Here is a 13,691-nt window from a genome sequence, read left to right as displayed (position 1 = left end):
GTAATAAGTAGTATCTTTGTATTCAATTCCTTATGCTTATTTGCACTTATTTGGACAAAGAATGGCTGAGCTTATAAAACTTTACGAAGAAAACCCTAACCCAAAGCAGGTTCAGCAAGTAGTGGATGTGCTCAAGAAGGGCGGGCTTGTAATTTACCCTACCGATACGGTGTACGGACTTGGTTGCGATATTACAAACTCCAAGGCACTACAACGAATTGCCCGTATAAAAGGAGTAAAGCTGGAAAAGGCGAATTGGTCCTTTATTTGTGCAGATTTGAGCAATTTATCGGATTATGTTAGGCAAATAGACACTCCTACATTTAAGATTTTGAAAAGAACCCTACCCGGACCATATACTTTTATTCTACCTGGAAACAACAATCTTCCAAAGGATTTTAAAAAGAAAAAAACAGTAGGTATCCGTGTTCCTGACAATAATATTGCCCGCGCATTGGTGAAAGGATTGGGGCATCCCATTGTTTCTACTTCCATTCGTGATGATGATGATATTTTGGAATATACCACAGACCCCGAACTTATTTTTGAGAAGTGGCAGAACCTTGTGGATGTTGTGATTGATGGGGGATATGGTGATAATGTGGGCTCTACCGTAATCGACCTCTCCGGAGATGAACCGGAAGTGATTCGTGAAGGCAAGGGAAGTCTTGAGATATATTAAATAAAAAAGCGGCCGATTGGCCGCTTTCCTATTTTAAGCTTATTAAGCTTAGTTCTTATTTTCCTGTACCACCGATAGCAGGATCTTTCATTCCTTCTTCGATCATGTTATAGAACTGATCGATTTTTGGAAGTACAACAATTCTTGTTCTTCTGTTTTTGGCTCTATTGGCAGAAGTATCGTTATCAACAAGTGGTACGTAGTAGCTACGTCCAGCTGCTGTCATTCTTGCTGGGTCTACACCAAAATCGTTTTGAAGGATTCTCACAACGGATGTTGCTCTTTTGGCGCTCAAATCCCAGTTGTCCAATAGAACACCGCTTCTGTAAGGTACATTATCGGTGTGTCCTTCTACCATAAACTCGAAGTCAGGCTTGTTGTTTACCACTTTGGCCACTTTTCCAAGCACTTCTTTAGCTGCACTTGTTACGTTGTAGCTTCCGCTTCTAAACAACAATTTATCAGAAATGGATACGAATACCACACCTTTTTCAACACTGATTTCGATGTCTTCGTCATCCAAGTTGCCCAGCACACCTTTTAGGCTCTGTACCAAAGCAAGGTTTACAGAGTCTCTACGTGTAACGGCATCTTGTAATTTTCTGATGGTAAGGTCTTTTTCTCGTAGACTTTCCAATGATTTTTCAAGGTTTTCAGCACCTTTTGTAGTAAGCGTTGTCAAGTTACCCATGTTGTTGATGAGCTCTTGGTTGTTCGCTTTAAGGAATGCATTTTGATCTTCGAGGGTTTTCAATCTGGAATCAGCAGTTGCTTTTTCTTCCAAGCAATCGTTCAACTTAACGGTTGCTGAATTCAATAGGTCTTGGGTTTCTTTGTGTTTGGCTTCCAGATCAGCATATTTCTTCTGCGATACGCAAGAGGATAATAGAACTGTCATTGCCAATGTTCCTAGAAAAACTTTTTTCATAGTTCAGAGTATAATTTAAGGATTGTTAGATTATCAAATGTTAAAAAACTACACCAAAATTAGATAAAAAGCAAGGTACCTATCTTTCGGCTTCGTTAATCTTTTACTAAAATGTTAAAATTCTTTACTTGATGTACGAAGTAAGACCATACTATGGATGTCGTAACATAGTACTTTAGTATAAAATTAGCTTTTTCCCGTTTTCTATACATTTTGATAAAGTTAGCATAAAAACTTAGATGTGCCTTTAAAATGGCAAAGCAGTGATCAAACTTTAATTGAAAAACAAAGCGCAAAGCAGCGATGGCATCAAAGATCAGTCTGGCAAATACCAATGGCAATGCCTTTTTTCTGGGAAGGTTTTTGGTAATGGAATACAGGGAGTTCCTAAAATTAAGAAAGGTCTTTTTGGGATTCATATTGGATAGGGTACTGCCTCCCAAATGGTACACATGGCTATGGCCCACATAATATACCTTGTGCCCTGCATTTTTGGCCCTCCAACACAGGTCGATTTCCTCTTGATGTGCAAAATAGTCCTCGTCAAAGCCCTCCAATTCCCGGAACACCTCACTTTTTATGAACATACAGGCTCCTGTGGCCCAAAAAACTTCCTTGATGTCGTTGTATTGGCCCTCATCCTTTTCTATGGTCTGGAAGATACGTCCCCTGCAGAAGGGATATCCGAACATATCAATGAATCCGCCTGCGGCCCCAGCGTATTCAAAATGGTCCTTTTTGATCAGGTCTAAAATCTTGGGTTGTATGATAGCGGCCTCTGGCAGCGTTTCGAAAGCATTTTTGATGGGCTCCAGCCAATTAGGTGTCACTTCCACATCAGAATTCAAAAGACAGAAGATGTCGGCCTCAATATGTTTAAGACCATCGTTGTAGCCTTTGGCAAAACCGCCATTGGTATTGTTCTGAACAATTCCGACAGTTGGGTAGTGCTTTTTTAGAAAATCTATCGACCCATCGGTACTGGCATTGTCAACAACAAAAATATCCGCTCCTTTGGAATACTCCATTACCGAGGGCAGGAACCTTTCGAGCAAGGCTTCTCCATTCCAATTGAGTATGACTACAGCGATTTTCAAAACGGAGGCAAATTAACGGCTAAAATCAGGAATATCCTTCAAAAACGTATACTTTTCATTCTCGTGGTCCATTTTGCAGTAGTAATGGTCCAAACCATTGGTCACCATCAAATACTCCGCCTTTAGTTCGTAATTGTACCTCGCTATTTGGTCAAAAGTATCTTGGGTGATCTTCACCTCGGGCGCCTTGCACTCTATCAAAAGAAAAATGGAGCCATCGGGATTGAACACAACGACATCGTATCGTTTCTTTAAGTTGTTGACGGTGAGCTGCTTTTCCACATTGATCAAGCTTTTTGGATAATTTTTTGTGAACACCAAATACCTTAGCACATGTTGGCGTACCCATTCCTCAGGTTGGAGCACCACAAATTTTTTACGTAACCCATCAAAAATGTACTGCCTATTTTGGCTATTTTTGATTCGAAACGAATAAGGTGGAAAATTCAAATCTTGCATTCTACAAAACTGGTGATATAATTTGAATGGACAAAGTAAAAGAGATTGTATCGGAAATCAATAATGGAAATCCAAAACCCATCTATTTTTTAATGGGGGAGGAGCCTTATTACATTGACAGAATTTCCCAATATATTGCCGAAAATGTCCTCACCGAAGATGAAAAGGGGTTCAACCAAATGGTGCTTTACGGGAAGGATACCTCTGTTGATGAAGTTGTTGCAAATGCCAAGCGCTTTCCTATGATGGCGCCATACCAGGTAGTTATCGTAAAAGAAGCGCAACATCTGTCACGAACCATCGAAAACCTTGTTCCGTACGCAGAGAATCCGCAACCTACTACAATTTTGGTGTTTTGTTATAAGTACAAAAAGTTGGACAAGCGTAAAAAACTCTACAAGTCCATTCATAAGACCGGGGAGCTGTTTGAAAGTAAAAAACTGTACGATAATCAGGTAGCGGACTGGATCCGTAGGACCATGGCAAGTAAAAAATATAAGATTTCTCCCAAGTCCTGTGTCATGCTGGTGGAATTTTTGGGTACTGATCTAAGCAAGATCAGCAATGAATTGGATAAGCTGACTTTGATTGTGCCTCCAACCACGGAAATAACGCCGGAGTTGATCGAGGAACATATAGGAATCAGTAAAGACTTCAATAATTTTGAGCTAAAGAAGGCGATAGGGGAGCGAAATGTAAAAAAAGCGTCACGTATCATCGATTATTTTGCGCAAAACCCAAAGGACAATCCTTTTGTGGTCACAGTAACCCTGTTGAACACTTTCTTCACCCAATTGTTACAATATCACGGGCTCAAGGACCATTCCCCCGGTAATGTGGCCAAGGTACTTGGGGTCAATCCTTATTTTGTGAACGAGTATGTGGTGGCTGCTCGCAATTATCCTATGAAAAGGGTGAGCGGTATTATTTCCAGCCTTAGAAGATTGGATTTAAAAGGCAAAGGGGTAGGGGCCAGCAATATGGCGCAAGCCGATTTACTGAAAGAACTCCTTTCCGAAATAATCTAGATTACTTTTTGTCCACGCTGTATTTACCAGGACCCAATAACATAATTACCACAAATACGGTAAGGTATAGCAGTGCGGTTTCCTTTCTTCCGAATGGATCTGCTCCATGGATAACGAATCCAGCAACAAACATGGTAAATGCTGTAGGGATAGCTGCCCATCGGGTTTTAAAACCAATAATTATTAACAGTGGGCATACGAACTCGGCAATAACGGTTAAAAAAAGAGAAGGTGCCTGACCAATTCCAAAGGGGTTGGCAAACTCCGTATTACCGTTGATAAGATTCATGAGTTTGGGGTATCCGTGGGTAAGCATAAATGCGGATGGTACAATTCTTAACAGTGCCAATCCTAGGTGTATCAACGTATTGTTTTTCATGTGGGGAAATTTTAATCCACGTGAAAATATAAATTATGTTTTAAAAAACGCAACAATAATTGATGAAAGGCATTTTTGAATTGATCCCACGTAACATTTTATCTTAACGCTGGATAAGATTTTGGGTCGGATTCGTTCATAATTTGGTATACCTTCTCAAAAACATCTTCTGCATTTGGTTTGGAAAAATAATCTCCATCCGACGCATATGCAGGGCGGTGGGCCTTTGCAGACAATGTTTGAGGTGCACTATCCAAAAACCTGTAACCACCTTGTTTTTCAACAACTTCCTGCATTAAATATGCTGAGCATCCACCTGGCACATCTTCATCAATTACCAAGAGGCGATTGGTTTTTTCCAAACTTTTCACAACATTGTGGTTTAAATCGAACGGAAGCAATGACTGCGCATCAATAACTTCTGCGTCTATACCGACTTCCAAAAGGTCTTGAGCTACTTTTTCAACTATTCTAAGGGTAGAGCCATAGGACAGCAATGTAATATCTGTTCCCTCTTTAAGTGTCTCCACTTCGCCGATCGGTGTACAGAATTCCCCTAAGTTGGATGGCATATTTTCTTTTAGTCGGTAGCCGTTCAAACTTTCTATAACCAAGGCAGGTTCATCACTTTTCATTAGTGTGTTGTAAAAGCCAGCGGCTTGCGTCATGTTTCTAGGAGCCAAAACATACATTCCTCGTAGCAAGTGAATCAATCCGCCCATGGGTGATCCAGAGTGCCATATTCCTTCCAAACGATGCCCTCTAGTGCGAACAATCAGTGGTGCTTTTTGTTTTCCGACCGTGCGGTACATTAGAGTGGCCAAATCATCACTTAAAGTTTGGATGGCATATAAAATGTAATCCAAATATTGGATTTCGGCAATCGGTCGCAATCCACGAAGCGCCATACCGATTCCTTGTCCTATGATCGAGGTTTCCCTAATTCCGGTATCGGAAACCCTTAGTTCCCCATATTTATTTTGAAGCCCTTCCAATCCTTGGTTTACATCGCCGATGTTACCGGTATCTTCACCAAAAACAAGTGCTTCTGGATATTTACTGAATAGAGCGTCGAAATTGTCTCTTAATATGACTCTTCCGTCCACTTGATTTGGCTCGTTCGAGTATGTTGGCGGAATCGCCTGAACCTTAGTAGCTTTATTATCCAACTCGTTGTATAGATGGGAACCATATTTGAATTCATTGGTGCGAACAAAATCGTTTATCCATTGTTGGAGCTGTTCTTTCTCTGGGTTGGACTCCCCTAACAGATAGCGTAATGCTTTTCTTGATTTCGAAGCCAAATCCTTTTTCAAAGGTTCTTCCGTGGCAATCAAATCGTTCTTTATTTTATTGATAAAGGCGCGATTCGGACTTTGTTTGGCAACTTTTTCGAGCAATTGCACCAATTGCTTTTTAGCTGCAAGTTGCGGTTTTAAGAACTCGGACCAAGCCTCTTTTTTAGCAGCACGGACCTTATGTTTAATTTCCCGTTCCACTTTTTTCAGCTCCTCTTCGGTACTTATACCGTTATCAATGATCCATTCTCTAAATCGCTTGTTGCAATCATTTTCACGTTCCCATTCCAAGCGTTCGGAGGATTTATATCTTTCGTGCGATCCGGAGGTAGAGTGGCCCTGTGGCTGGGTTAGTTCCGTTACATGTATCAAGACGGGTACGTGTTCTTCACGGGCAATGTCCGACGCATTTTCAAAAGCATGGATAAGCGCAGTATAGTCCCATCCTTTAACTTTTAATATTTCAAATCCATCATGGTCTTCATTTCTCTGTAATCCACTAAGCGCCTCGGAAATGTCACCTTTGGTGGTGTGGTATTCAGATGGAACAGAAATACCATATTCATCGTCCCAAATACTGATTACCATTGGCACTTGCATAACACCGGCCGCATTTACGGTCTCAAAAAAGTGGCCTTCACTTGTACTGGCGTTTCCAATAGTTCCCCAGGCCACTTCGTTTCCATTATCGGAAAAGTTGGTCTGATCTATGCCATCCACATGCCTGTATATTTTGGAAGCTTGGGCCAGGCCTAGTAAGCGGGGCATTTGACCTGCGGTACAGGATATATCGGCACTACTGTTTTTTTGCGCTGTTAGGTTTTTCCATGAACCATCCTCATTTAAACTGTGGGTCACAAAATGACCACCCATCTGCCTACCGGCGCTCATGGGCTCTTTTTCCAAGTCCGTGGTGGCATAAAGCCCATGAAAAAAGGCTTTGGGACTCAAATAACCCAATGCCATCATAAACGTCTGGTCGCGATAATAACCGCTTCTGAAATCACCATCTTGAAAAGCACGGGCCATGGCCAATTGGGGAAGCTCCTTTCCATCTCCAAAAATCCCGAACTTGGCTTTACCTGAAAGCACTTCCCTTCGTCCCATTAAACTACATTCCCTGCTGGTTACAGCTGTCTCATAATCTTGAAGAATTTGAGATTTGAAATCGTCGAAGGAAATATCGTTACTTGTACTAGGGTTAGGTTTCATGTATTGTTGAAAGATTTCTGCGAAATTACTAAAAATCCGTCAAAAATGCAATATAGGGCAGCGTTAATAAAATGAGAATAATTTAAAAATACACTGTATTGATTCGCTATATAACAATAAATTATTTTTAAAATAGCCTTAAATTATCAATTTGATAATTAAAACCACTTTCTAGCGAATAGCCCAATTAAGGTTCTAGGGCTTATGGTAACCACAAAACGAATGCGCTGTCCGTAATCGTCATCGGCTATTTCCCAGCCTCTATTGGAATACACCGGAAAGTATAATTCAAAATAATCGGTTACCAAATTCAAACGTATGCCGGAATCATAAACAAAACGTGCGTTGTCACCTTTGTTTTTTAAAAAGCCAAGGTCTCCATAGGCCTCTACCCATCTCCAAATGTTAGTGCTTGCATTCGTTGTCGCGATCCAATCGTTGGCAAATGGATTTTCCAATTTGGATTTAAATCCACCCTCGGCAATAATCACTTGCTGACTGTACAGGCCGGAATCTTCGGATCTACCCAAATACGCAAGATCGAACATGTAATCTGTTGGTCTGTCCAGGGCAAAACTAAAAAAGTCCGATTCTGTCTTGTTTCGCAAAAACTTTCCGGCATAAAACCGCAGGTTTAACTGCCGATTACTTTGGAACAGTTTTCGATATTCCAATTCAAAGGCAAGTTTGGTAAATTCACTGGAATGCTGTGCATCCACAGACCACGATGAATAATTCAAAATATTATTGTCAACATCGGTATAGCGTACATTCATTACCCCATAGTCAGGGTCTGTATCCAGTTCACCTATCAAACTATCGTCGATACTTCTAAATACGCTCCTATACCTCAACAAAAGGAATTGTCTTCGGTTGGAGAGCAGGTCATTGGGACGCCAACCAAAGCTTACTGCTGGTGTTAAGGTTGAGAACCGTGAGTTTTCCTGAAAGTGGGAAGTGGATGCGGAAAATGAATAATTGGTTACGTACAAACCTGTTTTTTTATGATATTTACGGTACCTAAAACTAGCCTTGCCCACCATGGTTCGCTCTAAAAAGGAGTAGGTGGGGGATATGTCATATTGAAATGGTCTCTCCAAAAAAGTTTTGTTGTAAAGCCTTAGCCCTGGGGTTATACCATCATAAAGGTTAAAATTGGCTATAGGAACATAAAAGACCTGATTGTAATAAGGGTTCTCCGTATCTTTAAAAAATTGAAATTTCAATTTTTTATTACTGGAAAAGAATCCATTCAATGTTTTCCAATTATCACGCTGATTGAATTCTGGGATGTTTTGGTCATAGTTGAGAACCAAGCGGTCTTCACTTTTTCTGGGAATAGTAATGGTTTTTGTGGTGTCTATATCTGAAAACCAATAGTTGGAAACAACAGAATCATTCTTAAGTCCAAAAACAGAGATTGGAACATTGGTCCCTCGTTTATTTTTTAGCACAAAAGTGATGGAATCTTCTGTTTTCTCGACTTTCTTGATTTTGAAATCAATTTTTTTATCTGTGGCCACATATTCTTCAAAAAACCAATCCACGTTTTTATGAGCATATTTTTCAATGGTTTTTCTAAAATCCAATGCAGTTACTTGCTGCTTTAGCTTGTAATTTTTATAAAAATCCAGCACTGTACTATCTATTTTTTTCTCCCCTAAATAGGCGGATAGATAAGACATGCCCAGTCCGGCCTTGTAGCCATTGGCGATTTTTTGATTGAATTTGATCAACGAATCATTGGAGACGGTAAGTGCTTGATCAATATTCTTTCGGGCAGATAGCATACTAAAGAGCGCATATTGTTCGTTGAAGTCCATCTTTGCAAAATGGAAGTTCTTTATCCCCCAGATTTTTGAGAGTTTTCCAGCCAGTTTTTGATTTGGATAATATTCCTCTATAAATTTGATCATTAGGTAATATCCAATGGCATCGTTTACCCATCGCTCTTTTCTTGGGTCTAGGTACAGTGATTCCTTCAAGTAACTACGGATGGCCGTTTTCAAAAATTTCATTTCAAATTGAAATTTCTCTTCATAAGGCCTTATAAATGAAGGTAGCTGACTTATTCCGTACAATGGGGATTTATTGTAGTGGAACTCACTTACCAGAAGGTTGTCATGGGGGTACCTGCCCAAATTTTCATACAGGAACTGGGCAATTTTATTAATCGAGATCCCCTGTGTAATTTCCTCATATTTATTGGACTCTATATCCGTTGTGATGGTCAAATAATCAGTCACATGTTTGGTGAACCTATCATCAATGGTCAGTATGAGTTCACAATTTTTCCTTTTGTTGCCAAAAAGCTGAACATGTTGACCTCCCGGGAAACTTGAAACGTTGGACCTTCTGTAATTTGAGGCTAGGAACAGGTTTTCAGGATAGGTAAAATTAATTCTTGTTTCGGTGACATCCGTATAGAGGTCATCTAGATTAATGTTGTTATATAACTTCCATTCACCATCGAACACGGCAGGGGTAAAATACCAATCTACTATATTGTAACCTAGGTTCCCATTATGCCCATACCCTGTAAATTTAGCTTCGGGCAATCTTATGGTATAGGTAAAGAACAGTTGGATCGATTCACCTGGTTTAAGGACTTCGTTCAAACTAACGGAAATAATGTCCATGTTGCCTTCGCGTTTCCAATCCATTCCTGCATAGTTGTCATCTACAATGGTCCTAATTGTGGTCTTACCACGTTCCCTGTCTTTGGCAAGGTGTAGGCTTCTGTTGAACTCCTCGGCAAATCGCTTGGCAAGTGCGGTGTTTTTATTGGAATAGGCATGGTTCCAATCATTGAAATAAAGGGTAGAAAGTCCTTTGTTCGAATGATTGATGTAGGTGAAGTGTTGCCGTATACGTATTTGATTGGTGGGACCATCGAGCGTAGCCACTATCTCATTTTGATGCTGCCCCCAAACCGTAGGACACATCATGAGGATGAGCAACGAAACGCTAAGTAATATTCGATATTTGGTCAATGCGATATGATTAAAAATTTGGGCTCAGTGTTCTGCCTTTGTAGAAGGCATCTATAATTTCAACAACTTCATCTTCAGTGTCCACTAATTTTATCAGGTCCAAATCTTTTGAGCTTATATTGCCCGCTTCAACCAAGGTGTTTTTAATCCAATCAAGTAAGCCTTTCCAGAACTCCGATCCCACAAGAATAATAGGGAAAGTGTGTATTTTATGTGTTTGGATAAGGGTAAGGGCCTCAAAGAATTCATCTAAGGTCCCAAATCCACCAGGCATTACAACAAACCCTTGGGAGTATTTCACAAACATGACCTTACGTACAAAGAAATAGTCAAAGTCGAGGCTCTTATCTTCGTCGATAAAAGGATTGTCGTGTTGTTCAAAAGGCAGGTCGATGTTCAATCCAACGGAAGTTCCTCCCGCTAAGTTGGCCCCTTTATTACCGGCTTCCATAATTCCCGGGCCTCCACCGGTGATGATTCCATATCCGGCCTCGGATATCTTTTGGGAAATTTTAACTGCCAAATCGTAGTAAGGATGGCCTTCGCGCACCCTTGCCGAACCAAAAATGGAAACGCATGGGCCGATTACGCTCATTTTTTCAAATCCATTCACAAACTCGCCCATAATTTTGAATATGGCCCACGAATCGTTTGTCTTTATCTCATTCCATCCTTTGGAATGTTTTTCTCTTCGCATGTGCATCGTTGTTCCGTGTTTTTTTAAACCGCTCGTTTAATTTTTTGATTTGTATTGTCCAATTCTTTCTTTAAGAACTTAGCCGTGTAGCTTTTGTTGTCTTTCGCAACTTCTTCTGGACTACCTGTTGCAACAACTCTTCCGCCTCCTCTTCCTCCTTCGTATCCAATGTCTATAATATGATCCATCATTTTTATAACGTCCATATTATGTTCTATCACTAATATGGTATTGCCTTTATCCACTAGGCGTTCAAGTACTTCCATAAGTACCCGGATATCTTCAAAGTGTAAGCCTGTGGTCGGTTCGTCGAGGATGTAAAACGTATTTCCAGTATCTCTTTTGGAAAGCTCTGTTGCCAATTTCACCCTTTGGGCCTCTCCTCCAGAAAGGGTAGTGGATTGTTGTCCTAATGATATATAACCCAAACCTACATCTTTTATTGTCTTAAGTTTACGATGAATTTTTGGAATATTCTCAAAGAAATCCACTGCTTCGTTGATGGTCATCTCCAACACATCTGCAATGGATTTTCCCTTGTAGCGTATTTCCAAGGTTTCCCGGTTAAATCTTTTGCCATTACAAGTCTCGCATTCCACGTAAACATCTGGCAAAAAATTCATTTCTATGACTTTGAGCCCCCCACCTTGACAGGTTTCGCATCTTCCGCCTGCTACATTAAAGCTAAATCGGCCAGGTTTATAGCCGCGAATGGTAGCTTCCGTGGTTTTGGAAAAAAGGGAACGTATTTCACTAAAAACACCTGTGTAAGTGGCTGGATTCGACCTTGGTGTACGTCCAATCGGTGATTGGTTAATATCAATGACCTTGTCTATGTGCTCCAGCCCTTTAATTTTTTTGTAAGGCATCGGTTTTTTAACGCCATTAAAGTAATGGGCGTTCATAATAGGGTAGAGGGTTTCGTTTACCAAAGTGGATTTGCCACTGCCCGATACTCCCGTGACCCCTATTAGTTTTCCCAAAGGGAAATCCACGGTCACATTCTTAAGGTTATTGCCCGTACAACCAGAAAGCGTTATTTTTTTGCCCGTTCCCTTGCGTCTTTCCTTAGGTACGGGAATTTCCATCTCGCCTGTAATGTATTGTGCCGTGATGGTGTGGTGGTCGATAAGTTCTTTTGGACTTCCTTCAGAAATGATTTCACCCCCATGTTTTCCTGCTTTTGGGCCAATGTCGATAACATGGTCCGCACATTCGATCATGTCCCGGTCGTGTTCCACCACGATCACAGAATTACCAATATCGCGAAGGGCTTCCAGGGAATGGATAAGGCGTTCGTTGTCACGTTGGTGCAAACCTATACTTGGTTCGTCCAAAATATAAAGTACTCCCACCAATTGTGATCCAATTTGGGTAGCCAACCGGATACGCTGTGCTTCACCTCCCGACAACGATTTGGAGCTTCGGTTCAAGGAGAGGTAGTCAAGCCCCACATCCAACAAAAAACCAACCCGGGCCTTAATTTCCTTAATGATTTCCTCGGCGATTTTCTTTTGGTTCCCCTCCAAGGTATCTTCCAAATGTTTGAAGAAGTTGGCAAGTTCGGCAATGTCCATCTGGGCCAACTCGGCAATGTTTTTACCGTCGATTTTAAAATAGAGGGATTCTTTTCGCAACCGGGAACCTTCACAAGCAGGACATTCTACTTTGTCCATATAATCCTTCGCCCATCTTTTTATAGATGTGGAGTTGGCTTCTTCATACTGTGTTTTGATGAAGTTGGAGATACCTTCGTAATCAATTTTGTACTGTCTTTTTACACCCAGGCTTTTGGAATCCACTTCAAAACTTTCTTTGCCTCCGTTTAAAATAACGTTCATGGCTTCCTCTGGAATCTTTTCAATTGCATCCGATAGATCAAATTTGTAGCGTTGTGCAATAGTTTCCAGTTGTTTGAAGGCCCAGGATTTTTTGTATTCGCCAAGGGGAGCAAGTCCACCGGATTTGATGGATACTTTTCTGTTCGGGATGATTTTGCGCTCGTTCACCTGGAACACGTGGCCCAATCCGCTACATTCGGGACACATCCCTTTAGGCGAGTTAAAGGAAAATGTGTTGGGCTCAGGAGTTGGGTAGGAGATGCCCGATGATGGACACATTAAATCCCTACTGAAATACCGTGGCACAGCTTCACCCTCCTCCAGAACCATAAGGACGTTGTCCCCACTGTACATTGCTGTGTTGATGGTCTCGCTCAATCGTTTGTGGAAATCTTCACTGTCGCCCACCTTTAAACGATCTATTACAATCTCGATGTCGTGGGTTTTGTACCGGTCTACTTTCATCCCCTTTGTGATGTCCATGATCTCACCATCCACACGTACCTTTACAAAGCCTTGCTTTGCAATCTGCTCAAAAAGTTCGCGATAATGCCCTTTACGCGATTTGATAACAGGGGCCAGTACATTTATTTTCTTGTCTTTGTACGATTCAATGATCAAATCTTTGATTTGCTCGTCGCTGTAGCTCACCATTTTTTCGCCCGTGTTGTAACTGTAAGCGTCACCAGCTCTGGCAAACAAAAGTCGGAGAAAGTCGTAGACCTCGGTAATGGTGCCCACTGTAGAGCGAGGAGATTTTGAGGTGGTCTTTTGTTCAATGGCAATTACAGGGGACAAACCGTCTATCTTATCCACATCGGGGCGTTCCAATCCGCCCAAAAACTGTCTGGCGTAGGCCGAAAAAGTTTCAATGTACCTACGTTGGCCTTCGGCGTAGATGGTATCGAAGGCTAAAGAGGATTTTCCACTCCCGGAAAGCCCAGTGATCACCACTAGTTTTTCGCGTGGTATGGTAACATCTATATTTTTAAGATTATGGACCCTAGCGCCCTTAACCTCAATATTTTCTTCGTAATTGATCATAAATCATAGCAAACCTCAAAAGTAGCGATTTGA

Annotated in this window: 10 protein-coding genes; 2 read left to right on the top strand and 8 right to left on the bottom strand. The window is 41.1% G+C overall.

Translation table 11 applies throughout. The features are described 5' to 3' along the window. The first annotated feature begins 61 nt into the window (after nt 1–61). The gene (locus J0654_RS05540) at nt 62–682 is read left to right on the top strand and encodes an L-threonylcarbamoyladenylate synthase (RefSeq protein WP_207026658.1); all 621 of its coding nucleotides are present in this window, start codon (nt 62–64) and stop codon (nt 680–682) included. Between the two features lie 55 nt (nt 683–737). On the opposite strand, the gene J0654_RS05535 is transcribed toward J0654_RS05540, so the two are convergent. The 3 genes from J0654_RS05535 to J0654_RS05525 all read right to left on the bottom strand — a co-directional run bounded on the left by J0654_RS05535 (nt 738) and on the right by J0654_RS05525 (nt 3,166). Next, the gene (locus tag J0654_RS05535) at nt 738–1,610 is read right to left on the bottom strand and encodes an OmpA/MotB family protein (protein ID WP_207026657.1); all 873 of its coding nucleotides are present in this window, start codon (nt 1,608–1,610) and stop codon (nt 738–740) included. 95 nt (nt 1,611–1,705) lie between these two features. After that, nucleotides 1,706–2,707 (bottom strand): glycosyltransferase family 2 protein, encoded by a 1,002-nt coding sequence (locus J0654_RS05530; RefSeq protein ID WP_207026656.1) that lies wholly within the window; start codon nt 2,705–2,707, stop codon nt 1,706–1,708. A gap of 12 nt (nt 2,708–2,719) precedes the next feature. Then, nucleotides 2,720–3,166 carry a type I restriction enzyme HsdR N-terminal domain-containing protein gene (locus tag J0654_RS05525; RefSeq protein WP_207026655.1) on the bottom strand — a complete coding sequence of 149 codons (447 nt, stop codon included), beginning with the start codon at nt 3,164–3,166 and terminating at the stop codon, nt 2,720–2,722. Between the two features lie 26 nt (nt 3,167–3,192). On the opposite strand from J0654_RS05525, the gene holA reads away from it, so the two are divergent. Beyond that, the gene (holA, locus tag J0654_RS05520) at nt 3,193–4,194 is read left to right on the top strand and encodes a DNA polymerase III subunit delta (protein WP_207026654.1); all 1,002 of its coding nucleotides are present in this window, start codon (nt 3,193–3,195) and stop codon (nt 4,192–4,194) included. Nucleotide 4,195: 1 nt separating this feature from the next. On the opposite strand, the gene J0654_RS05515 is transcribed toward holA, so the two are convergent. The 5 genes from J0654_RS05515 to uvrA form a co-directional block, all read right to left on the bottom strand. Continuing rightward, nucleotides 4,196–4,573, bottom strand: coding sequence for a DoxX family protein (locus tag J0654_RS05515; protein ID WP_207026653.1), 378 nt, complete (start codon nt 4,571–4,573; stop codon nt 4,196–4,198). Between the two features lie 98 nt (nt 4,574–4,671). After that, complete coding sequence (locus J0654_RS05510; RefSeq protein ID WP_207026652.1) at nt 4,672–7,083, bottom strand: alpha-ketoacid dehydrogenase subunit alpha/beta; 2,412 nt, start codon at nt 7,081–7,083, stop codon at nt 4,672–4,674. A gap of 158 nt (nt 7,084–7,241) precedes the next feature. Further along, a complete protein-coding gene (locus tag J0654_RS18265; RefSeq protein WP_313783283.1) occupies nt 7,242–10,076 on the bottom strand; it encodes a gluzincin family metallopeptidase in 2,835 nt (944 codons plus the stop codon). Nucleotides 10,077–10,086: 10 nt separating this feature from the next. Next, nucleotides 10,087–10,773: an LOG family protein gene (locus J0654_RS05500; RefSeq protein ID WP_207026651.1), complete on the bottom strand. Its 687-nt coding sequence runs from the start codon at nt 10,771–10,773 to the stop codon at nt 10,087–10,089. A gap of 23 nt (nt 10,774–10,796) precedes the next feature. Continuing rightward, nucleotides 10,797–13,658: an excinuclease ABC subunit UvrA gene (uvrA, locus tag J0654_RS05495; RefSeq protein ID WP_207026650.1), complete on the bottom strand. Its 2,862-nt coding sequence runs from the start codon at nt 13,656–13,658 to the stop codon at nt 10,797–10,799. Nucleotides 13,659–13,691 lie beyond the last annotated feature (33 nt).

The sequence above is a fragment of the Flagellimonas profundi genome (assembly GCF_017313275.1).
Taxonomy (GTDB): domain Bacteria; phylum Bacteroidota; class Bacteroidia; order Flavobacteriales; family Flavobacteriaceae; genus Flagellimonas; species Flagellimonas profundi.
This window is presented reverse-complemented; position numbering and strand designations above follow the sequence as displayed.

Bases quoted from the DNA above. Each gene is read 5' to 3' on its own strand.
- J0654_RS05540 (WP_207026658.1), top strand. From the start codon at position 62: ATGGCTGAGCTTATAAAACTTTACGAAGAAAACCCTAACCCAAAGCAG.
- J0654_RS05510 (WP_207026652.1), bottom strand. From the start codon at position 7,083: ATGAAACCTAACCCTAGTACAAGTAACGATATTTCCTTCGACGATTTC.
- holA (WP_207026654.1), top strand. From the start codon at position 3,193: ATGGACAAAGTAAAAGAGATTGTATCGGAAATCAATAATGGAAATCCA.
- J0654_RS05535 (WP_207026657.1), bottom strand. From the start codon at position 1,610: ATGAAAAAAGTTTTTCTAGGAACATTGGCAATGACAGTTCTATTATCC.
- J0654_RS05515 (WP_207026653.1), bottom strand. From the start codon at position 4,573: ATGAAAAACAATACGTTGATACACCTAGGATTGGCACTGTTAAGAATT.
- J0654_RS05500 (WP_207026651.1), bottom strand. From the start codon at position 10,773: ATGCGAAGAGAAAAACATTCCAAAGGATGGAATGAGATAAAGACAAAC.
- uvrA (WP_207026650.1), bottom strand. From the start codon at position 13,658: ATGATCAATTACGAAGAAAATATTGAGGTTAAGGGCGCTAGGGTCCAT.
- J0654_RS05525 (WP_207026655.1), bottom strand. From the start codon at position 3,166: ATGCAAGATTTGAATTTTCCACCTTATTCGTTTCGAATCAAAAATAGC.